The 22,714-nt window shown below is 31.9% G+C and carries 22 protein-coding genes; 12 read left to right on the top strand and 10 right to left on the bottom strand.

Features of this window, described 5'->3' with window-relative positions:
• Both AB8B90_RS03415 and AB8B90_RS03410 read left to right on the top strand, forming a co-directional pair.
• On the top strand, window positions 1–139 hold a 139-nt coding region (locus AB8B90_RS03415), incomplete at its 5' end, for a T9SS type B sorting domain-containing protein (protein ID WP_405333644.1).
• 7 nt (window positions 140–146) lie between these two features.
• Window positions 147–1,154: a type IX secretion system membrane protein PorP/SprF gene (locus AB8B90_RS03410; RefSeq protein WP_405333642.1), complete on the top strand. Its 1,008-nt coding sequence runs from the start codon at window positions 147–149 to the stop codon at window positions 1,152–1,154.
• Between the two features lie 166 nt (window positions 1,155–1,320).
• Here AB8B90_RS03410 and AB8B90_RS03405 read toward each other — a convergent pair whose 3' ends face one another.
• A complete protein-coding gene (locus AB8B90_RS03405; RefSeq protein WP_405333640.1) occupies window positions 1,321–2,475 on the bottom strand; it encodes a vWA domain-containing protein in 1,155 nt (384 codons plus the stop codon).
• A gap of 210 nt (window positions 2,476–2,685) precedes the next feature.
• Here AB8B90_RS03405 and AB8B90_RS03400 point away from each other — a divergent pair, with 210 nt between their 5' ends.
• The 3 genes from AB8B90_RS03400 to AB8B90_RS03390 are packed head-to-tail and all read left to right on the top strand — an operon-like array spanning window position 2,686 to window position 6,094.
• Entirely contained in the window at window positions 2,686–4,824 is a 2,139-nt protein-coding gene (locus tag AB8B90_RS03400) for a histidine kinase (protein WP_405333638.1), read from the top strand.
• A complete protein-coding gene (locus AB8B90_RS03395) occupies window positions 4,825–5,562 on the top strand; it encodes a LytR/AlgR family response regulator transcription factor (protein WP_405333636.1) in 738 nt (245 codons plus the stop codon).
• A 19-nt stretch (window positions 5,563–5,581) separates the two neighbouring features.
• Window positions 5,582–6,094, top strand: a complete 513-nt coding sequence (locus AB8B90_RS03390; protein WP_405333634.1) for a gamma carbonic anhydrase family protein — start codon at window positions 5,582–5,584, stop codon at window positions 6,092–6,094.
• Window position 6,095: 1 nt separating this feature from the next.
• On the opposite strand, the gene murI is transcribed toward AB8B90_RS03390, so the two are convergent.
• The 8 genes from murI to AB8B90_RS03350 form a co-directional block, all read right to left on the bottom strand.
• Window positions 6,096–6,875, bottom strand: coding sequence for a glutamate racemase (gene murI, locus AB8B90_RS03385; protein WP_405333632.1), 780 nt, complete (start codon window positions 6,873–6,875; stop codon window positions 6,096–6,098).
• 68 nt (window positions 6,876–6,943) lie between these two features.
• Complete coding sequence (locus AB8B90_RS03380; protein WP_405333630.1) at window positions 6,944–7,453, bottom strand: OmpH family outer membrane protein; 510 nt, start codon at window positions 7,451–7,453, stop codon at window positions 6,944–6,946.
• Window positions 7,454–7,486: 33 nt separating this feature from the next.
• The gene (locus tag AB8B90_RS03375) at window positions 7,487–8,539 is read right to left on the bottom strand and encodes an OmpH family outer membrane protein (RefSeq protein ID WP_405333629.1); all 1,053 of its coding nucleotides are present in this window, start codon (window positions 8,537–8,539) and stop codon (window positions 7,487–7,489) included.
• Window positions 8,540–8,705: 166 nt separating this feature from the next.
• Window positions 8,706–11,291 carry an outer membrane protein assembly factor BamA gene (gene bamA, locus AB8B90_RS03370; RefSeq protein ID WP_405333627.1) on the bottom strand — a complete coding sequence of 862 codons (2,586 nt, stop codon included), beginning with the start codon at window positions 11,289–11,291 and terminating at the stop codon, window positions 8,706–8,708.
• Window positions 11,263–12,003, bottom strand: a complete 741-nt coding sequence (locus tag AB8B90_RS03365; protein ID WP_405333625.1) for an isoprenyl transferase — start codon at window positions 12,001–12,003, stop codon at window positions 11,263–11,265. Before AB8B90_RS03365 ends, bamA begins: the two co-directional genes overlap by 29 nt.
• Window positions 12,004–12,693: a DUF6089 family protein gene (locus tag AB8B90_RS03360; RefSeq protein WP_405333623.1), complete on the bottom strand. Its 690-nt coding sequence runs from the start codon at window positions 12,691–12,693 to the stop codon at window positions 12,004–12,006.
• Window positions 12,694–12,792: 99 nt separating this feature from the next.
• A complete protein-coding gene (locus AB8B90_RS03355) occupies window positions 12,793–13,677 on the bottom strand; it encodes an NAD kinase (RefSeq protein ID WP_405333621.1) in 885 nt (294 codons plus the stop codon).
• The gene (locus AB8B90_RS03350) at window positions 13,677–14,333 is read right to left on the bottom strand and encodes a CBS domain-containing protein (RefSeq protein ID WP_405333620.1); all 657 of its coding nucleotides are present in this window, start codon (window positions 14,331–14,333) and stop codon (window positions 13,677–13,679) included. The genes AB8B90_RS03355 and AB8B90_RS03350 overlap by 1 nt, the downstream gene beginning before the upstream one ends.
• Window positions 14,334–14,422: 89 nt before the next feature.
• Here AB8B90_RS03350 and AB8B90_RS03345 point away from each other — a divergent pair, with 89 nt between their 5' ends.
• From AB8B90_RS03345 to clpX, 7 genes are all read left to right on the top strand, one after another.
• Window positions 14,423–15,136, top strand: coding sequence for a pyridoxine 5'-phosphate synthase (locus tag AB8B90_RS03345; RefSeq protein WP_405333618.1), 714 nt, complete (start codon window positions 14,423–14,425; stop codon window positions 15,134–15,136).
• Entirely contained in the window at window positions 15,137–15,928 is a 792-nt protein-coding gene (locus tag AB8B90_RS03340; RefSeq protein WP_405333616.1) for an alpha/beta fold hydrolase, read from the top strand.
• A 12-nt stretch (window positions 15,929–15,940) separates the two neighbouring features.
• Window positions 15,941–17,041, top strand: coding sequence for an energy transducer TonB (locus tag AB8B90_RS03335; RefSeq protein WP_405333614.1), 1,101 nt, complete (start codon window positions 15,941–15,943; stop codon window positions 17,039–17,041).
• Window positions 17,042–17,054: 13 nt separating this feature from the next.
• Entirely contained in the window at window positions 17,055–17,402 is a 348-nt protein-coding gene (locus tag AB8B90_RS03330; protein ID WP_405333612.1) for a phage holin family protein, read from the top strand.
• A gap of 80 nt (window positions 17,403–17,482) precedes the next feature.
• Window positions 17,483–18,805 (top strand): trigger factor, encoded by a 1,323-nt coding sequence (tig, locus tag AB8B90_RS03325; RefSeq protein ID WP_405333610.1) that lies wholly within the window; start codon window positions 17,483–17,485, stop codon window positions 18,803–18,805.
• A gap of 90 nt (window positions 18,806–18,895) precedes the next feature.
• Entirely contained in the window at window positions 18,896–19,570 is a 675-nt protein-coding gene (locus tag AB8B90_RS03320; RefSeq protein ID WP_405333608.1) for a ClpP family protease, read from the top strand.
• A gap of 10 nt (window positions 19,571–19,580) precedes the next feature.
• Window positions 19,581–20,813 carry an ATP-dependent Clp protease ATP-binding subunit ClpX gene (gene clpX, locus AB8B90_RS03315; RefSeq protein ID WP_405333606.1) on the top strand — a complete coding sequence of 411 codons (1,233 nt, stop codon included), beginning with the start codon at window positions 19,581–19,583 and terminating at the stop codon, window positions 20,811–20,813.
• A gap of 310 nt (window positions 20,814–21,123) precedes the next feature.
• Here the strand turns inward: clpX and AB8B90_RS03310 are convergent, their stop codons facing one another.
• Window positions 21,124–22,656 (bottom strand): GH3 auxin-responsive promoter family protein, encoded by a 1,533-nt coding sequence (locus AB8B90_RS03310; protein ID WP_405333605.1) that lies wholly within the window; start codon window positions 22,654–22,656, stop codon window positions 21,124–21,126.
• Window positions 22,657–22,714 lie beyond the last annotated feature (58 nt).

The following is a 22,714-nucleotide window of genomic DNA, read 5'->3' as shown; positions in this document are numbered from 1 at the left end:
TCCAACAGGAGAAGGCTGGAACGGTAACTATAATGGAAACCCGATGCCAACAAGTGACTACTGGTTTGTTGTAGAGTACTTAGAACCAAATACATTAGAACAAAAAGAATTTAAAGCCCATTTCACCCTGAAAAGATAAATTAGATATGAATTTCAAAAAATATTGTTTAATAGCAAGTTTAGCTTTATTTACCCAAATTGGTAGTGCTCAAGAAGGATTACCGATTTATTCAGATTATTTAACCGATAATTATTATTTAATACATCCGTCGATGGCTGGTGTTGCAAATTGTGCTAAAGTAAGATTAACGGCACGTCAACAATGGTTTGGACAAGATGAAGCCCCAAGTTTACAAACATTGAGTGTTAATAGTAGAATAGGAGAATCTCCTTCTGCAGTTGGAGCTATTGTTTATAATGATAAGAATGGGTTTCACTCACAAACAGGAGCTTATTTAACCTATGCACACCATTTGATGTTTTCACGTAATGAAATTGATATGAATATGCTATCATTTGGTTTAAGTGCAGGTATAATTCAATATAAACTTGATGAAACAGAATTCTTAGCTGAAGGTTTTGACCCAATTATTGCCGGTGTTGAACAGAGTGCTACAAATTTTAATGTTGATTTTGGGTTCTCATACCATTTGATTGATTTTTATGCACATGCAACGGTAAAAAATGTGCTGAATAATGAAGGTATTAACTTTAATGAACAAGGTTTGAGTTATGATAATTTAAGGACCTATCTAATTTCTGCAGGAAATACTTTTAGTAGTTATGGTAGTGATTGGAGCTATGAACCATCAATCATGTACATGTATAGAGATGCTACTGAAGAATCTTCAATTGATATCAATGCAAAAGTTTACAGAACTATGGATTTTGGAAAAATTTGGGGAGGAATATCTTATAGAAGAAGTTTTGATGGTGCTGAATTTCAAGATGGTACAGGTGTAAGTAGCCAAAAACTACAATATTTCACACCATTTTTTGGAGTTGATTACAATAACTTTGTATTTGCTTATACATATTCATACCAAGCGAATTCTGTAGTGTTTAATAATGGAGGTTTCCACCAATTTACACTAGGTTACAACTTTAACTGTAGAAGAGAGAAATACGAGTGTAATTGTCCTGCAATTAACTAGTAAAACATATTATTTATAAATTAAAAGTCTCGAAAATTTCGAGACTTTTTTGCGTTAGTGATGGAAGCTTTGTTGAAGCTCTCCTAATATTTATATTTAGGAAGCGACTGCTGAGAGCACGACCCTCTGAAACTAATTAGTGACAGAGGGTAACGCCCAAATTAATTTACCATTTGTATTTTTTTGATTTAGCTTGAGTTTTTATGGCTTGAATCATAGCATTGTCAAGTCTGCTAGTATTATCTTTTTGCTGTTCGGAAATGTAGTTTCTGCGCTTTTGATTGAGTGTTTGAATTTCATTTTGAATAGACTCACGTTCTTTACGCTTCTTATCAACATATACTTTAATTTCTGTTGTGCTTTTACCTTTTAATTCTTCAGGTAAATCACCCTTATCTAAATCTTCATATTTAAAATCCTTTTCTTGTTCTGCATCAACTAAATCCCAAGTTGAGTTTTTATATAAGTGAGAACTTTTACTTACAGTTCTACTAACAGCATTCGCATTGCTGTATTCCATTGCATTATTGTCTTCTTGTGATTGTTGCACTATTTTAGAGTTTCCAATTGTACCATATGCAACATAAGTTTTATTGAGCTTTTGATTTAATTTTAATATTTGATCGTCATATGGAGTGGCAACATAGGTAGTTGCTTTGTTGTGATTAATTGCCATATAATCACCATGTGCTAAATCTGCACCATCTTTCCAATAGTTAGTAATACCTTGACTGTAATCTCCACAAAAAATTGTATTCACAGTTACATCATTTTTATGTGCGAGTTTTGCAGCGTCTTTATAACTAACACGACCTTGAGTAAATGGTTCATTTCCAGCAATAAATATGAGTTTTAAGTCATCCTGATTGCTTCCCCAATTTAATTGTTTTATGGATGTTTGTATGACTTGTCCACAGTATTCATTTCCGCCATTAGTTGTTAGTGAAAATAGTTGCTTTGATATTTCATCTAAATCACTGCTAAATGCCAATACTTGACGAATATGTCCTTCGCTTCCGCTTAGATTATCATTTCCATATTCATAAAGTGCAATTTCTAAATTAGGTTTTTCATCACCACATTTTGCGTATGAGAGTTCATTAACCATATCCCAAAGTTGTGCCTTAGCTTGATCTATTAAGCCATCCATACTATTACTGGTGTCTAGCAGAAGTGCTACTTTTATGAATTGATTGTTGCTGTTGTGTTTTACAGTTTTAGCCAAAACTACATCAGATTCATTGGATTTGTTATTCGCATTACACGATAAACTTGTTATCATTAATACACTTAATACCATTGATTTAAAAATTGTCTTCATTATTTATGTTTTTAAGATTGACAGGATAAAACTATGGTGATCTTTTTTTTATAAAAAACAGGGATGAGTAAAGTGCGTTTACTAATTAGTGAATGTGTTTTTTAATTGAGTAAAGCTTTATATTCTTACTTCTAGGTGATGTGTTTTCAGTTTTTTCAATTTTATTTAATGAATTAAAGTGTGTAAGTTTATTCTGTTGAAATATATCACATGAAAAATATCTTACTATACAGCCTTTTGCTCTTAATGATTATGCCAGTTTGTAATTTGGCAGCTCAACAAGATGATCCATTATTATATATACGAGGTTCAGTTCGAGAGAGTGATACTTATGAACCTATATCTAAGGTGAATATTGAAATTAACGGAGGTGCATATACGATTACAGATGCGCAAGGTCGATTCACTATTAGAGCAAAAAAAGGAGACGAACTTATTGTAAGGCATAAAGATTTTGAAACTGTTTATTATACGATACTTAAAGATGATCGTCTAGTGATTGAAGTCGAGCCAGTAGTTAGAAAAACTATAAATTCAAAGTTTAAGCGTGACGTAAAACGGTTTAATTCTTTAATTGATTCGGCCTCAGTTTACAAGAAAAAGGATGTTGCAAAAAGTATAAAGTTTATTGGAGAGGCTTTAACTCAAAGTACTTCAGTTTCTCAAAATGCTGAAGCTTATCAAGTTTTGGCTGAAGTCTATATGTTTTGGAAACAATATGATCTTGCGGTTAATAATTATAGGATAAGTCTACAAAACGTTGAAACTAATTATTCTAAGTTAGGGCTTGCTAAAGCCTATGAACTAAATAAAAATTATCAAGAAAGTATTGATACCTATAATGCTATCATTAAAAATGAATTAGGGAATTATCAGTTGGTAACACTTTATGAAGGTCTAGGAGATACTTATTTTAGTACTAAAGATTATGATGCATCATTTAATGCCTATCAAAAAGCACTTACTATTGCTAAAGATCATTTAATTTCTCCAAAAATAGTTGATCTTAATTCTAAGATAGCTCAAACGTATAATGCTAAAGGAAAAACAGAAGAAGCTGAAGCTTATTTTGATAGTTCAATGAATTTAGCTGAACAAGAGACAAAAAAACGTGCACTTCAAGAAAAGGTTACTGTAGCCGATTTTCAAAATATAAACAGAAATTACGATAAAGAAATTGAGCTTAGAAAAGAAATTGTAGAAGACGTTGAAGCTAATGAAAGTGATTCAATTCTTGATAATGCTAGTGCTTTTACTTCTCAAAAACAAAATTATAAAATTGGTAATGCATATGCCTTACAGAAGGATTATGTGAATGCGATATCTTATTTAGAAAAAAGTATTGAAGAAGCTGATGATAAGGAAGATTTAGTTGTAAAAAAGGATGCGACTAAAAAATTATCCGATCTTTTTGTTGATACTGGTAATTATCAAAAAGCATTAGAAACTTTTAGAGCTTACACCGAAGTCGTAGACGAATTATATATTAAAAGAGAACAGGAATTATCTCAAGCAGATCGATTGCGACGAAACATGGGTGAACAACAAAACAGAATCACCAGTCTTTTAAGTGACAAAGCGCTAAATGAAAGCCTAGTCAAAGAACAAAATAAAAACCAGCAAATTATTATTTACGCTTTAATTGGAGGGATGTTATTGTTAACCATTACAGCTTTTGTTATGTATAAATATATAAAGCAGCAGCGATTTGCAAATAATTTATTGGCTTTAAAATCGTTACGAAGTCAGATGAATCCTCACTTTATTTTTAATGCACTTAATTCTGTTAATAGCTTTATAGCGAGTAGTGATGAACGTACTGCAAATAAATATTTATCCGATTTTTCCCATTTAATGCGGTCTGTTTTAGAAAATAGTGAGGAAGACTTTATTCCATTGCAGAAAGAAATTGAATTATTAGACTTATATACCAAATTGGAACATTTCAGATTTCAAGATAAGTTTGATTATAGTATTACTGTTGATGATGCTGTAGTTGTTTCAGAATATAAAATTCCACCAATGTTATTACAACCTTATATTGAAAATGCTGTATGGCATGGATTACGTTATAAGACTGAAAAGGGACACTTATATATTTCAATAGATAAAAAGAATGACAGCGAAATCACCATTAGTGTGTCTGATGATGGTATTGGAAGAGTACGTTCTAAAGCATTAAAAACGGAACATCAGAAAAAACAAAATTCTAAAGGCATGGGGAATATCAAGAAACGTGTTGCCATTCTAAATGAAATGTATAAAGATAAAGTAGATGTGTTTATTGAAGATTATCAAGCTCAAGAAGATGCAGGAACTAAAGTAGTTGTAACCATAAAAAAAGATTAAATGAAACTAAAATCTATAATTGTAGAAGACGAAGAAACGAGTAGAGAAATTTTAAAGAATTATCTCAAAAAGTATTGTCCGAATGTTGAAATTTTAGGTGAAGCTGCAAATGTCGATGAAGCTTTAATACTGATCAGGAATAACAATGATCTAGATTTGGTGTTCCTTGATGTAGAGATGCCTTACGGAAATGCATTTGATTTATTAGATAAGGTTGGTGATATAGATTTTGAAACGATATTTGTTACGGCTTATAATCATTATGCTATTGAAGCATTGAATGCTCATGCATCGTATTATTTAATGAAACCCATTTCAATTGATGATTTGATAAAAGCTGTAGATTACGTGTCTGAAATTAAAATGAAAGAAGATGCATTGCAAGATCAAATATTAGTTCCAAAAACAAATACAGTAAATGGAAAGATTACTATTCCGCAGCAAGATGGTTTTGAAGTTTTAGAAACTGCTAATATTATGTATTGTAAAGCGGATGATAATTATACAGAGATTTACTTGAATAATAATAAAAAGAAATTGGTTAGTAAAACTTTAAAATACTTTGAAGAAGCGCTTAACGGAAGTAATTTTGCAAGAGTACATAAAAGTTACTTAGTTAATGTTAATGAGGTAACTAAATACCTAAAAGGTAAAGGAGGAAGTGTTGTCTTAAGTAATGGGAAACAAATCATGGTTTCTGCTTCCAAAAAAGCTAATTTTTTATCATATTTTAAATAAGAATTAAAAAGACGAAGTTATGCCGATTATAAAACCAGTAAGAGGAATCCATCCACAAATACCTGACGATTGTTACATTGCAGAAAACGCAACGATAGTTGGAGAAGTTATAATGGGTAGCCAATGCAGTATATGGTTTAATGCTGTTATTAGAGGTGATGTTCATGTTATTCAAATGGGTAATAAAGTCAATGTTCAAGATGGTGCAGTAATTCATGCCACTTATCAAAAATCACCAACAACTATTGGGAATAATGTGTCAATTGGCCATAACGCTATTGTACATGGCTGTACTATAAAAGATAATGTTTTAGTAGGAATGGGAAGCATTATTATGGATGATTGTATCGTAGAAAGCAATTGCATTATTGCTGCAGGAGCAGTTGTTACAGCTAATACTAAAGTTGAGTCTGGTAGCATTTATGCTGGTATTCCTGCGAAGAAAATTAAGGATATTAGTAAAGAATTAATCTCTGGTGAAATTGATAGGATTGCCAATAATTATGTGAAATATTCGAGCTGGTTTAAGTAGTTTAAAAAGCTAAATAATCCACTTTATACTTGTTGTCAAGTATATCATTAAGAACAGTTGTATTTGTGTTTGAATAAAACAGATTTTCAGGTAATTTAGTGATAGAGTTTAACAATTGGTTTTGTTCAAGTACTGTTTTAGTCTGTTTAGCTACTGCTCGTCCAGAATCAATGATTTTAACATGTTTTGGTAGCAGCTCTAATAGTACAGGCATAAGGTAAGGGTAATGTGTACAACCTAGGACTAAATAATCGATGTTAGCTTCAATCATTGGCTCCAAATATTCAGTGAGCAAATCTTTCATTTCATAAGAATTACTCTTTCCTTCTTCAATTAAAGGTACTATGCCTTCGCCGATTTGTTCAATGACTTTAATACCATTACTGTATAGATCAGTAGTTTGGTGAAATAAATCACTAGCGAGTGTACCTTTGGTCGCTAAAATGCCAATAGTTTTTGTTTCAGTATTGAGCGCTGCAGGTTTTATAGCTGGTTCTATTCCAATAAATGGAACATCATAAGTTGATCGTAAAAGAGAAATAGCATTAGTTGTTGCTGTATTGCATGCAACTACAATTAGTTTGCAGTTTTTTGATAATAGATATTCTGTGTTTTTGATACTGAGGTCTATAATCTTTTGTTTGCTTTTGTTGCCATAAGGCGAATGTTTACTATCTGCAAGGTATATCGAATTTTCAAAAGGCAAGAGCGCATGAATTTCTTTAAAAATTGATGTGCCTCCAATGCCTGAATCAAATATGCCAATAGGTTGTGTACTCATTTGTTTTACAAAAATAGAAAAGCCACTTTAGTAAGTGGCTTTCTAATTCAATTATTTTTGAGATGTGATTAGAATCCTAATTCTGTTTTTACATCAGCTAATAAGTCTTTACCATCTGCAACTAGAACACCACCACCTTGAGTAGAATCTAATACATATTGAAAACCTTGCGCTTTAGAAACTTTGATAATAGCTGCTTTAGCTTTTTCAAAAATAGGCTTTAATAAATCAGCTTCTTTTTTCTGTAAATCTTGTTGCGCTTGTCCTTGATACTGACGAATACTTTGTTCCATAGTTTGAACTTCTTGAGCTCTTGCTGTGTTTTCTTCTTCTGTTTTAGTATCTACTTCAGCTTGGTATTGTTTTACTTTATTTTGAAGTTCTGTTGCCATTGTTTTAATCTCAGCTTCATAGGTCTTTGTTAACCTTTCAATCTCAGCCTGTGCAGTTTTCATTTCTGGCATAGCTTCTACTAACTGCGTTGTGTTTATATGTGCAATTTTAGATTGTGCTGTTGAAAAGCTTGTTGCTCCAACAAAAAGTAAGCTTGCAAATAAAAGGGTTTTAAATTGTTTCATTTTAAAATTTGTTACGTGTTATAATTATTGTTTTTAGTTATCTTCATTAGGAACGGAGTCCTTCTTTTTTTTCTGAGCTTCACGCTCTTCTTTAGCTTTTTTACGGTCTTCTAATATTTTTTTTCTTTTTTCATCTAAAGCTTTTTGTCTTGCTTCTCTATCTTTTAATTTTTGTTGCTTCTTTTCTTCAGCAATTTGTGCCGGTGTTTTTTCTGAACTGTCTCCAGTTTTTTTAGTGTCATCTTTAGTTCCAGCTTTTCTAGGCACAGCAGTTGTGTCTTTTGCTTTCGATCTTTTAGAGTTATTAACACTATCGCGCTCAGATTTTGCTTTAGCTCTATCGTCAAGAATTTTTTGACGACGATCTGCTGCTGCATTTTTTAATGAATCTCTACGTTTTAATTGCTCTTCTTGTCGTTTAGCAATTGCTGCTTCACGTTCAGATTTTTTATCTTCTAGAGCTTTTTGACGTTCATCTAGTTCTTCATTAATCACTGGCACTACATCCTCTTCATTTGCTTTTTTACGATCAGCTCGAGATTTAGCTTGAGTTCGTTTAGATGATCGTGTAATGCTTCGGATAATTAAATCACTAATATCAAAACGGTCTGCAGAATACAGCATTACAACGTCAGCCGATTTATCAAATATAAAATCATACTTTTTGTTTCCAGCGATTTCTTGAACTGCAGCAAAAATTTGATCTTGTATAGGTTGCATCAATTGCTTCTTCTGAATCATTAAATCACCATTTGGACCGAAACGTTTTTGCTGATAGTCTAAAATATCTGCTTCTTCATAAGAAATATCTTCTAATCGTTCTTCATATAATTCTTTGGTCAAAAGAACACTTTCATTTTCTAACTGCTTTTTCTTTTGATCAATGGTATTTAAACGTTGTTCTATTTCAGATTTCCATTGTTGAACTTTTTGTTCTAGCTGTGTCGTAGCTTGTTGGTATTCTGGTATATTTTGCAAAATATATTCTGTGTCTATATAACCTATTCTAACACCACGACCTTGAGCACTAGAAACAAAGCTCATTAGACCCATAATTGTCACTAAAAAAAGAACTTTATACTTCATCTGTTTTATTTTATATTTTACTAAAATCTTATAAGATTATTAAATTGACAGATAAATATAACGATTCCGTCAATGTTTTGCTTTTCAAATTAACGAAATATATTTTGAAAAATTTTAACACACTCATTAAATCGTCATATTGCTAATAGAAAATATCGTGCCAAAATTAAAATTGCTGGCCAATAATGAAGTGAGTTTCCCATCCGTTTTTAACAGTTGTCCCAGGAATAGCATCAAATCCGTGTCCAAAATCAATACCTAATAATCCAAAGGCTGGCATGAAAATTCTAAGTCCAAAACCTGCAGAACGATTGATGTTAAAAGGATTATAATCTCTAAAATTATCATATGAAGAACCACCTTCAGCAAACATTAAACCATAAATTTTGGCTTGAGCACCAAGAGTAATAGGATATCTTAATTCTAATGAGAATTTATTATATATCGTACCACCATCTTGAGATGATAATGATTGATTAGGATAACCACGAAGCTGAATAACTTCTCGACCGTCTAATGCAAAGTTTCCTAAACCATCACCACCTAAGAAGAAACGCTCAAAAGGGATAATACCTCTATCATTGTTATATGCACCAAGAAAACCAAATTCTAATCCAGATTTAATAATTAATTTATCGACTATCCTAGTATACCAATCTCCTTTGAATTTCACCTTGTAAAACTCTAACCAGTTATAACGTTCTTGATCAATTTCACCAATTCTAACTAAATCATCAGCATCTGTCAAATCAAGTGCATCACGTTCTTCTTTTAGAGCTTCATAATCTACATTGTTGAATAGAGAATAAGGAAAAGACATTTTAGCACTTATAGAAAAACTAGAGCCTCCTTCAGGATAAATAGGGTCTGTAAATAAATTATTTCTACTTAAACCAATAGTGTAAGATAAGTTATTAGAATATCCGTCACCAAAAGTAAAAAGACCAGTATTATAGTTTTTTAAGTTGTAATGTTGGAAACTAACCGATTGGGATAATGTAAAGTAATCATCAGGAACTTTTAAACGTTTTGCTAATCCAACAGAAATACCAGTAATATTAAATCGTCTGTCTTTATCTGCATCTCTCGTTATTGGGTCAAATAGAAATTGTCTTGTATGAGATAATGATGTGGAAAATTGTACAGGGCGTTTTCCTCCTAACCAAGGTTCAGAGAATGAGAAACTGTAGGTTTGAAAAAACCGCGAAGCTTGTAAACGAAGCGCTAGAGATTGCCCGTCACCCATAGGTAATGGTTTGTAGGCTTCTTTTTTGAAAATATCTTTTATAGCAAAATTGTTAAATGATAAACCTAGGGTACCAATAAAGCCACCACCACCATAGCCACCTTGTAATTCAATTTGACTTGAACCTCTTTCAACAACTGTATATTCAATATCTACAGTACCTTCATTAGGATTCATGTTTTTAAAGTCTGGTGTGATGAGTTGGGCATCAAAAAAGCCTAATTGACCAAGTTCTCTAATCGTTCTAATAACATTAGCTTTACTATATAATTGTCCAGGTTTGGTTCTTAATTCTCTGTAAATTACATGATCGTTAGTTCTATCATTGCCTGTTACTGTAATGTTATTAAAATAGGCAGGTTTACCTTCTGAGATTCGAATCTCCATATCGATTACATTCCCTTCTGCACTAATTTCTACCGGATTGATAGTTGAAAACAAATAACCATTATTTTGATATAGGTTCGTTAGGTCTAATGCATCTGGTTTACTATCGTCAGCAATACGCTTACGTAATTCAACACCATTGTAAGTTTCACCTTCTTTAATTCGTAATACAGAACTTAATTGTTCATCTGTGTAAACACTATTTCCAACGAAAGTGATTTTACCAAATTTATACTGCTCACCTTCTTCAAGTGTAATCTCTAGACTAATATTTTTCTTGTCTTTATAAATAATAGAGTCTGAAATAATTCGAGCATCTCTATATCCATTTTCTTTGTACTTATCAATAACACTAACAAGATCTTCTTTGTAATTTTCTTCAATATATTTTGAACGTTTAAAAAGACGAATAAAATTCTTTTTCTTTGTGTTCTTCATGGTTTTTCTTAGCTTTTTATCAGAAAGCTTTTCGTTACCATTAAATGTAATTTTGTTGATTTTTACTTTTTCACCTTTGTCAATATAAACGAGCATGTCTACCCGACTTTTTAAAATAGAGTCATTTGTAGCGTCATTTGTGTTAACAGTTACTTTTGTGTTCAAGAAACCGTTTTTCTTGTATTTGTTTGTAAGGTAATTTCGAGTTGTAGTGATTAAGTTTTCTGTTACTTTGACACCTTTAGAAAGATTATTCTCTTTGATTACCTCTTCTTTTTTCTTCTTTTTAACACCTTGAATTTCTACTTCATTTAGTTCTGGTAAATCAGCTAGGTTAATTTCAAGATACGCTTTGTTACCTTCTGTTTTAGCTAAGTAGATGTCAATACTACTAAACAATTTACTTCCCCAAAGTTTTTTTAATGCATTGCTTATTTGTTCACCAGGAATGACAATAGCCTGACCTTTTCGTAAGCCAGAAAAAGATATAATTGTTGTTTCACTAAAATTTGTATTACCTGTAACAGTAATGTCTTCAATGATATAGTCTTTTCCGTTTTCAAAGCTTGTTTGTTGAGCAACAGCGATGCTTGAAACAATGAAAAATAATATTGTAAATAGTTGCTTTATGTAAGTTTTCAAAAGTAAATTGTTAGCTAAGTTGTTCACTGGTTTTTCCAAATCGTCGTTCTCTATTTTGATAATTAATCAAAGCTTCATATAGGTTTTGTTTAGTAAAATCTGGCCATAATACATCAGTAAAATATAATTCGGCATAAGCAATTTGCCAAAGCAGAAAATTACTTATTCTGTGTTCTCCACTAGTCCTAATTAATAAATCTACATCAGGTAAATTTTGCGTGTAAAGATGCTTATTTATAATTGATTCGTCAATACTTTCAATAGAAATTATATTATTTTTAACGTTCGCAGAAATCTCTTTAATAACATTAACTATTTCTTCTCTTGAACCATAGCTGAGGGCAAGGGTCAAAGTCATGTGAGTATTGTTTTTTGTTTTATCAATAACTTCAAGTAGTTCTGAATGCGCTTTTTTTGGCAAATCGTTAAGGTTTCCGATTGCTGATAGTTTGATGTTATTATCTTGAAGTGTTTTGATTTCTTTTTTAAGAGATTTAACAAGAAGCTTCATTAAAGTCTTTACTTCTAATTTAGGGCGTTTCCAATTTTCAGTTGAGAAGGCATACAAAGTTAAGTTTTTAATGCCTATTTCAGCACTTGCTTCAACAACATCTCTTACAGATTTTGTGCCATTTTCGTGACCAATGACTCTAATCATTCCTTTTTGTTTAGCCCAACGGCCATTACCATCCATTATTATTGCTAGATGCTTAGGTAATTTGTCTTTCGCTATTTGGTCTTTTTCAATCATCTAAAAGTTACAATAACATGGTCTTTGTCCAAATGTGTAGGTAAGCGTAAAACCAGTAAACACATACCAATCATTACTGTTTGTGTTTCCTATACTTACTTGGTCTTCAAAATCTCCATCAGGTACACTGCCATCTATTTCATCTGAAAATGTATATCTCGCGCCAATTTCAAAACCTAAAATAAAATGATTAGCAATATTTGACTTTATTCCTAATACCATAGGTATTCCATATGCCCAACTACTCGTGTCTTCTTCAATAATAACTCCATCTGGACCATAAAAAAAGTTATCATGCTTCGCGACACTAATTCCAGAATATAAATAAGGAGTCGCTTTTATGCCTGACGTATGAAGATCGAAATCCCAAAATGTAAATTCCATACCTGCTGATATTTCTAATAAATTTGAATCAAATTCGTAATTTCTTGCTATTCGCCTTGGGTCATCTGATTCTATATCTTTTCCTACTAGATCTGCATAAATTAATGAGACTCTCCATGAATGTCTTGGGCTTCGATTCCATTTTAAAAGTAATCCAAGTGCAGCTGTATTAGGAGCGATATAATTTGTTGCTCCAACATCTCCAATAAAGTTACTTCCACCTGCAAACACTCCAACTTCATATATCTGAGAATGACTTGTTTGGGCAAAAAAAACACTCAATAAAAATAAGATTAAATATCTCATAAATTTTTAAAAGTTTGCAAATATAACAATTATGATTTGCCTTTAACAATTTGTGGCAAATAGTCTTACAGATTAACAGTTTTTGTTTGATTTTATTGTTTAATTTCGTTTGTCTTCACCCCAAAGCATTTTTTTTCTTAATGTATCTATAAAACTTTCTTGTATGAGTTCTACCATTCTTATTTCAAAATCAGCTTTTTTAATAGTAACAATAGTTGAATTGTGTAACGTTGCAATGCGAGAATCGAGAGATATTAAATAATGTTCTTCACGACCATCAACTCTTAACTGTATTTCGGTGTCGTCAGGAATAACGAGTGGCCTTGCATTAAGATTATGAGGTGCAATTGGTGTTAATACAAAACTATCGGTTTCGGGTGTGATAACTGGTCCACCACAACTTAAAGAATATCCTGTTGAGCCAGTTGGAGTTGAAATGATAAGTCCATCCGCCCAATATGATGTCAGGTATTCATCATTTAAATGCGTTTCAACGGTTATCATAGATGTGGTGTTCTTTCTGCTTACAGCGATTTCATTTAATGCAAAATTAGTTTCTAATAAATCTTTGTTTTCTGGTTGTGTTTCGACGCATAAAAGTGTTCGTTTCGAAATTTTATAATTCCCTTTTATGATATCGTCAATTGCAGATTCAATTTGACTGGTTCTAATAGTTGCTAAAAACCCAAGTCTTCCAGTATTAATTCCAACTATAGGAATAGATAAATCTCTTACAAAAGTGATTGCTCTTAAAATTGTGCCATCACCACCAATGCTAATTAATAATGAATAAGAATCGTCTAGGGCTTCAAAAGTATCAAATCCATCTAATTTAGATGGCTGTTTGCTTTCGTGTTTTATGATATTAAAAAAATCATTCTCAACACAAACTACTACATTTTTTTGTGACAACACTTCTAAAAGGATTTCAATACTTTCTTGTGTGTTATTGTGATAATATTGTCCGTAAATAGCAATTTTCATTATATATCCAGATATTTTCGAAGGTACTCAGAGCGATCCTTCAAATTTTCAACATAGTTGTCTTCTTCGTGTCCAGATACAATATTATAGCTATATCTTCTGAAGGTTTGTATAACATCGTTCAGTCCTGAATTACCAATTTTTATAGTAATTTGAACAACATCACTTTCAAGTTTAGAGACGAATGCACCTAAAATTTTTGCATCATTAGATTCAACAATTTGACTTACTTCACTAAAGGAGTAATCCATTAGTCCTTTTTCAACAATTAAGACACCACCTGGTTCAGAAAAAAATGGTGTTTGATTAAATAATCCTATGATATCGTTCAATTCAAAATAGCCTAAATAGTTGTTTTTATCACTTAAAACTGGCATAATATTACAAGAATTTTGAGCAAAGGTTTCTAATACATCCAACCAATTTGTACTGGTTCTAACAAAGAATCCTTCAATTGCATAATTACAATCAGAAATTGATTTTGCTCCCTCAAAACAATGAGCGTCAGTTTCAGAGATACAACCTAAATAAGTACCATTGTTTTCTATTGGAATATGAGAATAGGTGAGTTCATTAAATAACATTTGCAAATCACTTACCTTTTGAGTAATACTCAAAGGTTTAATGTCATTAATTATGTATTGTTGTAAAGGCATAACAGGTTTTATAATGTATCGCAAATTAATTAAAAATAACCACAAAAAGCAGTAAGTACTTTGTATTTTTGTGGTTAAAACATGAAGAAATGACAAAGTTAAGTGTAAACATTAATAAGATAGCCACGTTGCGAAATTCGCGAGGAGGAGACACACCTAATGTTGTACAGTTTGCTAAAGATGTACAGCGGTTTGGAGCTGAAGGCATAACTGTGCACCCTAGGCCAGATGAACGTCATATTAAATATCAAGACACAAGGGATTTAAAACCCGAAGTTTATACCGAATTTAATGTTGAAGGAAACCCAATTAAATCGTTCATGGATTTAGTTTTAGAGGTGAAACCAACTCAAGTAACGTTGGTTCCTGATGCTGTTGATGCTTTAACATCAAATGCAGGCTGGGACACCATGAAACATGTAAGTTTTTTAACTGAAGTCATTTCAGAATTCAAATCTAATGGTATTCGAACCTCAATTTTTGTAGACCCTGTTTTAAAAATGATTGAAGGTGCTAAAACTACTGGAACAGATCGTATAGAATTGTATACTGAAAGTTTTGCTCAGGAATATAGTTTGGGTAATAAAAACGCGATTATACCTTTTACAAAAGCAGCAGAACTTGCCAATGAGATTGATTTAGGTGTGAATGCAGGACATGATTTGTCTTTAGAGAATATCAAGTTTTTTAAAGAGAATGTTCCTGAATTATTGGAAGTTTCTATTGGACATGCATTAGTGTCTGAAAGTTTATATTTAGGTGTTGAGAATGTAGTTCAAATGTATCTTCACAAACTAAAATAAATGAAACTACATTCAAATATTATTGGTCAAGGACAACCCTTTATTATTCTTCATGGGTTCTTAGGAATGAGTGATAACTGGAAAACTTTAGGAAAAAAATTCAGTGAAACTGGTTTTCAAGTACACTTAGTAGATCAACGTAATCATGGGCGTAGCTTTCATAATGATGAATTTAATTATGAGGTTTTAGCTGATGATTTAAAAGACTATTGTAAACAACATAATTTAGAAGAGATTATTCTTTTAGGACATTCAATGGGAGGAAAAACAGCGATGCTTTTTGCAACCTTATACCCAAATTTAGTATCCAAATTATTAATCGCAGATATCAGTCCACGTTTTTATCCAATACATCACGATGCTATTTTGAATGGGTTGAGTGCTCTAGATTTTTCAAAAATAAAAAGTCGTGGTGAAGCAGATGATTTACTATCCCAATATGTTACTGAAGCTGGAACACGCATGTTCTTGTTGAAGAATTTGTATTGGATTGAAAAAGGACAACTTGGCTTGCGTATTAATCTAGAAGTTTTAAAAGAAAATGTATCTGAAGTCGGTGAAGCCTTACCATTACATTCCAAATTTGAAAAGCCAACCTTGTTTCTTCGTGGTGATAAAAGTGAATATGTGATGCCTAATGATGAAAACTTGATTAAACAACATTTTCCTCTATCTGAAGTTGAAACGATTCCTAATGCAGGCCATTGGTTACATGCTGAAAATCCTAAAGATTTTTATGAGTCTGTATTAAATTTTATTTCTTTACAAAAAAGAATACCTTTAACTACCTAACTTTTAAATTTTATGAAATTAATATTTTTTGTAGTGACTTTTTTAGTCATATCTCAATTGTCTAATGCTCAATTACGATTTGAAGATGGTCCCTATAAGGATTATTATGATAGTGGTGAAGTAAAGACAGAAGGTGCGTATTTGGATGGAAAACGTACAGGGAAATGGGTGAATTACCATAAAAACGGACAAGTTTCTGAACAGTACTTATATTCTGAAGGTAAATATAATAGAACTTCATTTAAATCTTTTTATGAAGATGGAACTCTTAAAAGAGAAGTTGTTGAAGAAGATTATTACCATGTATCAAAAGGTTATTATGAAAATGGAAACCTAAAACTCAAAAGGAAATTAGAAGGTGGTTTTTACAAAGAATATAAAGAAAACGGACTTTTAAAGATCGAAGCCAATTATGTAAAGTCTGATTTGTACGGGTTTTGGAAATTGTATCATGACAATGGAAATGTGGCTTGGGAAGTTAATTATTTGAATGGATACCGAAATGGGAGCTATAAACAGTTCTATGAAAACGGACAATTAAAATTGGAAGGTGTCAATATCAAAGACAAAAAAAATGGAGAAGAGAAAAGATATGATGTTAATGGTAATCTAGAATGGAAAGGGTATTACAATAATGGTAGTTTTGATAAGACCTGGACACAATACAATTCCTCTAACAAAAAGATAAATAAAATTAAATTTAAGGACGGTGTAATTGTAAATCAAAATCAAAATGACATCTTAGAATCTACAGAAGTTCCAGATGGAGTTATTGAGAAAGTACCCTTATATCCAGGTTGTGAATATGTTTATGGGAATTCGGCAAGAAAAAATTGCATGAGCACAAATATAGCTCGGTTTGTCAATGCTAATTTTAACACAAATATTGCAGTTGAACATGGCCTTACAGGTAGACAACGAATATCTGTAATATTTAAAATTGGTAAAGACGGCAATGTATTTAAAGTTCGTGCTAGAGCACCTCATCCCGCTTTAGAGGATGAAGCAATTAGAGTTATAAAATTATTGCCAAAACTTAAGCCTGGTTTTCAAAGAGGAGAGCCAGTTATCGTGCCTTATTCGTTGCCCATTTTATTTCAAGTGAAACAATAAAATCTTTTATATTATGAATCTTATTCTTAGACTTTTAATCACTGCTGGAATCGTGGTGTTGCTTGCGCATTTTTTGCCAGGTGTAGCAGTTAGCGGATTTACAGCAGCTATTATTGTTGCAGTAGTTTTGGCACTGCTGAACGCTATTTTAAAACCTATTTTAGTCATTCTTACGATACCTATAACGATTGTGACTTTAGGTTTGTTTTTGCTAGTTATCAATGCATGTATTATTCTATTGGCAGACAAATTTGTGGAAGGTTTTGGAGTTAATGGGTTTTTAACAGCTATGCTGTTTAGTGTCTTATTATCAATTTCACAATCTATTGCGTATTCTTTTTTAAAAGAGAAGAAAAAATAGACTAATAATCAGTGACTTAAAATATTGTTGGGTTGTAAAAAATATCGTATTTTTGCAGCCCAATTTTGATATGATTTAAAATGAACATCACAAGAGAAAACATAGATGCATTAAATGCAGTTGTAAAAGTAGATATCGCCAAAGAAGATTATAGCGATAAAGTTGAAAAAATATTAACAGATTACCGTAAATCTGCTAACATTCCTGGTTTTAGAAAAGGTCACGTGCCAATGGGAATGGTTAAAAAGCAATATGGAAAAGCTGTGTTGGTTGATGAGGTTAATAAGCTGTTACAAGATGCCCTTGGTAAATATCTTACTGAAGAAAAGTTAGATGTACTAGGGAATCCATTACCAAAACAACAAGATGATTTAGATTGGGATGCTGATGCATTTTCATTTGAGTTTGAGCTTGGTCTAGCACCTGAGTTTGAAGTAAACTTAAAAGGTAAAAAAGCTATTACTCATTATAGTATTGTAGCTGATAAAAAAATGCTTGACAACCAAGTAGAGCACTTAAGAAAGCAATACGGAAAAATCATTTCTGAAAAAGTTGTAACCAAAGACTCTGAAATTACTGGTGTTTTTGAAAATGAAGACAAAGGAATTAATAATTCTGTGACAATCACCCTAGATAAATTTAAAGGAAAGTCTACAGAAAAACAGTTTGTTGGTGCTAAAGTTGGTGATGTCGTTACTATAAAAACAAAAGGCTTGTTTAATGACGATCATGATTTAATGACCTTTTTGAAAGTGTCTCATGACGACGTTCATGGACTTAATATAGAAGTGAATTTTACAATTAATGAAATAAATTCAAGAGAATTAGCAGATCTAGATCAGGAACTTTTTGATAAGTTATTTGGTAAAGGAGTTGTTACCTCTGTTACAGAATTGAAAGATAAAATCAAGGAAGATTCTGAAAAGCAATTTGCACAACAAGGTGATCAAAAGTTATTAAATGATGTAACTGAGTATTTAGTTGAAAATACAAAATTTGATTTACCAGCATCTTTTTTACAAAAATGGATGCAAACTGCTGGTGAAGATGAAATGGATGCTGAGCAAGCCAAAGAAGAGTACGAAAAGTCAGAAAAGAGTATGCGTTACCAATTAATTGAAGGAAAATTAATTGAAAAACATGATCTTCAGGTGAAATTTGAAGATCTTCAAGCACATGCTAGAGAAATGATAAAAGGACAAATGGCTCAGTTTGGTCAAATGAATCCTTCAGATGAAGAATTAGATGGTATAGCGTCTCGTGTTCTTTCTAATAAAGATGAAGTAAAGCGTTTATCTGAACAACTAATGAGTACTAAATTGTTAAACCTTTATAAATCTGAAGCAAATTTGAAGACTAAAGAAATAACTTACGATGATTTCGTAAAAGAGTTCTACAGTTAAAAATTTACATTATAAATTAGTATATTTGAGCGTAAAACTGTTAGGTTTTACGCTTTTTTGTTTCACAATAAATTATTTGAAAAAGACTATATGGATTACGGAAAAGAATTTGAAAAATTCGCTATAAAAGATCAAGGAGTCAGCAGTACATACTATAACAAAATTATCAGTAGTATGTATCCAACAGCTTTAACTCCAAATATCATTGAGGAACGCCAAATGAATGCTGTTGCAATGGATGTGTTTTCAAGATTAATGATGGATCGAATTATATTTCTTGGTATGGGAATTAATGACCAAGTTGCAAATATTATTCAAGCACAATTGTTGTTTTTAGAAAGCACAGATGCTACTAAAGACATTCAAATATATATCAATTCACCTGGAGGAAGTGTATACGCGGGTTTAGGTATTTATGATACTATGCAATTAATAAAACCTGATGTAGCTACAATTTGTACAGGTATGGCTGCCTCAATGGGAGCTGTCTTGTTATGTGCAGGTGAAAAAGGAAAACGAAGTGGATTAACACATTCTCGTGTAATGATACACCAACCACTAGGAGGAGCACAAGGTCAGGCCAGTGATATTGAAATTACAGCTCGAGAAATTTTAATACTCAAAGAAGAGTTGTATAAAATTATTAGTAAGCATTCTGGTCAAGATTACGACAAAATCTATGAAGATAGTGATCGTGATTACTGGATGAAAGCTGATAAAGCTAAAGAATACGGAATGATAGACGAAGTACTGTCAAGAGGATAATATAAAACATATGGCAAAGGAAGAATTAGAATGTTCGTTTTGTGGTAGGAAAAAGCCAGAAACCAGTTTGTTGATTGCAGGATTAGATGCTCACATTTGTGATCGTTGCATAGAACAAGCTCATGGTATTGTTTTAGAAGAATCAAAACAATCAGATAATGCAGAGTTAAATTCTGAATTAATGCTCAGAAAGCCACTCCAAATTAAAGCATTTCTTGATGAGTATATTATTGGTCAAGAATACACCAAGAAAGTAATGTCTGTTGCGGTATATAATCACTACAAACGATTATTGCAACCGCCTAGCGATGATGATATTGAAATTCAAAAGAGTAATATAATCATGGTTGGTCAAACAGGTACAGGTAAAACATTGATGGCAAAAACAGTTGCTAGAATGTTGAATGTACCTTTAGCTATTGTAGATGCAACTGTACTTACTGAAGCGGGTTACGTTGGAGAAGATGTTGAGAGTATATTAACACGATTACTCCAAGCTGCAGATTATAGCCTAGAAAAAGCTGAAAAAGGGATTGTGTTTATTGATGAGATTGATAAAATTGCTCGTAAAAGTGATAATCCTTCCATTACTCGTGATGTTTCAGGTGAAGGAGTACAACAGGCTTTATTAAAACTTTTAGAAGGGACCGTTGTTAATGTGCCACCTAAAGGAGGACGAAAGCATCCAGATCAGAAGTTTATTGAAGTGAATACTGAAAACATACTATTTATTGCTGGTGGTGCTTTTGATGGTATCGAGAGAAAAATTTCTAAGCGATTAAATTTAGCAGCTATCGGTTACAAAGCTGCTCATGATGGTGCAGCTTTAGATGCAGATAATTTGTTACAGTACATCATTCCGAAAGACTTAAAAGATTTTGGGTTAATTCCTGAAATTATTGGCCGTCTTCCTGTGTTAACATATATGGATCCTTTAGACGCTAAGACTTTAAGAGCTATTTTAACTGAACCAAAAAATGCGATTATCAAACAATATGTAAAGTTGTTTGCTATGGATGATATTGAGTTTTCAATCACTGATGGTGCACTAGATTTTATTGTTAATAAAGCCATTGAATATCGATTAGGAGCAAGAGGTTTGCGTTCTCTGTGTGAAGAGATTCTAACAGACGCTATGTTTGAATTACCTAGTGGTGAAGAGACAAAACTAAATGTAACTAAATCTTACGCTGAAGGTAAGCTAGAAAAAACGACCTTAAAGAAGTTAAAGGCAGTGTCTTAGGACTTAAATATGTATATAAATAAATAAAACCACTCGTTATGAGTGGTTTTATTTGTTTGGATTTAAAAATTAACATTGCTGAACAATATCTATAAAATTCACAATACATTTTGAGGGTTGTAATCTGTAATTGTGACTGTTTTTCTCTGTATTACTTTGTAAATATAGATTCAATTAACTGATATAAAAAACCAATTGACTTAGTTTTGGACGAACCGATTAAAAATTCGTTATGCTGAAAATTGCGCTGTTGTTTGTCGGAAAAATATGAAAACAGCTTCCGATTATCGATAAACTTAAATTTTTTTATTCAACCAATGGAGGTTTCGCTTGTGTTTAATTGAAGTAATTCATCGATATACTCGCGATTATTAGATAAACGTGGAATTTTATGTTGACCACCAAGTTTATTGTGTTGTTTTAACCAATCATAAAACAATCGTTCTCTTGCAATATGAACTTCAGGCATATTTAGTGTCATATTGTTGAAGCGTTTGGCTTCATAATCAGAATTTAAAGATTTTAGTGCACAGTCTAATTGCACTTTAAATTGATTAACATCTTTAGGTGGTGTCTTAAATTCAATAAGCCATTCATGAGATCCTTTATCTTTGCCTTTCATGAAAATAGGAGCGGCAGTATAATCTACAATTTCTGCATTACAAGTTTTACATACTTGTCGCAATGCGTCTTCAGCATTTTCAATAATAAGCTCTTCACCAAAAGCATTAATATGGTGTTTAGTTCTCCCAGATACTTTTATTCTATATGGATTTGTTGATGTGAATCGAATGGTGTCTCCAATTTTATAGCGCCAAAGCCCAGCATTAGTTGTAATGATTACTGCATAATTGACATTGACTTCTACTTCGCTTAAAGGAATTACTTTTACGTTCTGAGTTCCGTATGTAGACATTGGAATAAATTCATAAAAAATTCCATAATCTAACATGAGTAATAATTCACTACTATTATTTTGATCTTGAATGGCAAAAAATCCTTCCGAAGCATTATAGATTTCATAATACTTAAAATCAGATTTAGGTAAAATAGTTTTATACTGATCTACATAAGGAACAAAACTAACACCTCCATGAAAATACACTTCTAGATTTGGCCATACATCAAATAAACTCTCCTTATTTGTTGCGTCTAATACATTGTTTAATAACACTAGCATCCAAGAAGGTACACCAGCTAAGCTCGTTACATTTTCATTTATGGTTTCTTCTACAATCGCTTGCATTTTGGTTTCCCAATCGCTCATTAAAGACACTCGATTGCTTGGAGTACTACTAAATTCTGCCCAAAATGGCATGTTATCAATTAGAATAGCAGACAAGTCGCCAAAAACAGTTCCGTTTTCTGTGTATAATTCTTTACTTCCACCTAGACGCAAACCCTTACCTGTAAATAATTGTGAATCTTCATTGTTATTAAGATACATGCATAATAAATCTTTACTTGCGGCATAATGACAATCTTCTAAAGATTCTTGACTTACTGGAATAAATTTACTTTTTGCATTTGTAGTTCCACTGGATTTAGCATACCATTTTATAGGTGTTGGCCAAAAAATATTGTTTTCACCTCTGCGAGAGCGTTCAATAATATCTTGATAATCTTCATAAGAAGAAATTGGAATGCGTTCTGAGAATGTCTTGTAATTTGTTATCGAATTAAAATCGTATTGTTTTCCAAATTCGGTGTCTTTAGCTTGTGCAATGAGATGAAAAAGTAATTCATTTTGTACTTCATTGGGATACTTTAAAAACAATTCTATTTGATGAAATCGCTTTTTTAAGAACCATGATGCAATTGAATTTACTAAAGGAATCGGCATTTTTATAGTATCTTTATGGTTGATTTTATCTTAGGCTTTTTGATTTGCTGCAAAATCA

The sequence above is a fragment of the Psychroserpens sp. genome, assembly GCF_045105015.1.
In the GTDB taxonomy this organism is placed as follows: domain Bacteria; phylum Bacteroidota; class Bacteroidia; order Flavobacteriales; family Flavobacteriaceae; genus Psychroserpens.
Note: the sequence above shows the minus strand (reverse complement) of the source record. Positions and strands in the feature narration are given on the sequence as shown.

Coding starts and splice junctions, on each gene's coding strand:
- AB8B90_RS03410 (WP_405333642.1), top strand. CDS start 147: ATGAATTTCAAAAAATATTGTTTAATAGCAAGTTTAGCTTTATTTACC.
- AB8B90_RS03405 (WP_405333640.1), bottom strand. CDS start 2,475: ATGAAGACAATTTTTAAATCAATGGTATTAAGTGTATTAATGATAACA.
- AB8B90_RS03400 (WP_405333638.1), top strand. CDS start 2,686: ATGAAAAATATCTTACTATACAGCCTTTTGCTCTTAATGATTATGCCA.
- AB8B90_RS03395 (WP_405333636.1), top strand. CDS start 4,825: ATGAAACTAAAATCTATAATTGTAGAAGACGAAGAAACGAGTAGAGAA.
- AB8B90_RS03390 (WP_405333634.1), top strand. CDS start 5,582: ATGCCGATTATAAAACCAGTAAGAGGAATCCATCCACAAATACCTGAC.
- murI (WP_405333632.1), bottom strand. CDS start 6,875: ATGAGTACACAACCTATTGGCATATTTGATTCAGGCATTGGAGGCACA.
- AB8B90_RS03380 (WP_405333630.1), bottom strand. CDS start 7,453: ATGAAACAATTTAAAACCCTTTTATTTGCAAGCTTACTTTTTGTTGGA.
- AB8B90_RS03375 (WP_405333629.1), bottom strand. CDS start 8,539: ATGAAGTATAAAGTTCTTTTTTTAGTGACAATTATGGGTCTAATGAGC.
- AB8B90_RS03365 (WP_405333625.1), bottom strand. CDS start 12,003: ATGATTGAAAAAGACCAAATAGCGAAAGACAAATTACCTAAGCATCTA.
- AB8B90_RS03360 (WP_405333623.1), bottom strand. CDS start 12,693: ATGAGATATTTAATCTTATTTTTATTGAGTGTTTTTTTTGCCCAAACA.
- AB8B90_RS03355 (WP_405333621.1), bottom strand. CDS start 13,677: ATGAAAATTGCTATTTACGGACAATATTATCACAATAACACACAAGAA.
- AB8B90_RS03350 (WP_405333620.1), bottom strand. CDS start 14,333: ATGCCTTTACAACAATACATAATTAATGACATTAAACCTTTGAGTATT.
- AB8B90_RS03345 (WP_405333618.1), top strand. CDS start 14,423: ATGACAAAGTTAAGTGTAAACATTAATAAGATAGCCACGTTGCGAAAT.
- AB8B90_RS03340 (WP_405333616.1), top strand. CDS start 15,137: ATGAAACTACATTCAAATATTATTGGTCAAGGACAACCCTTTATTATT.
- AB8B90_RS03335 (WP_405333614.1), top strand. CDS start 15,941: ATGAAATTAATATTTTTTGTAGTGACTTTTTTAGTCATATCTCAATTG.
- AB8B90_RS03330 (WP_405333612.1), top strand. CDS start 17,055: ATGAATCTTATTCTTAGACTTTTAATCACTGCTGGAATCGTGGTGTTG.
- tig (WP_405333610.1), top strand. CDS start 17,483: ATGAACATCACAAGAGAAAACATAGATGCATTAAATGCAGTTGTAAAA.
- AB8B90_RS03320 (WP_405333608.1), top strand. CDS start 18,896: ATGGATTACGGAAAAGAATTTGAAAAATTCGCTATAAAAGATCAAGGA.
- clpX (WP_405333606.1), top strand. CDS start 19,581: ATGGCAAAGGAAGAATTAGAATGTTCGTTTTGTGGTAGGAAAAAGCCA.
- AB8B90_RS03310 (WP_405333605.1), bottom strand. CDS start 22,656: ATGCCGATTCCTTTAGTAAATTCAATTGCATCATGGTTCTTAAAAAAG.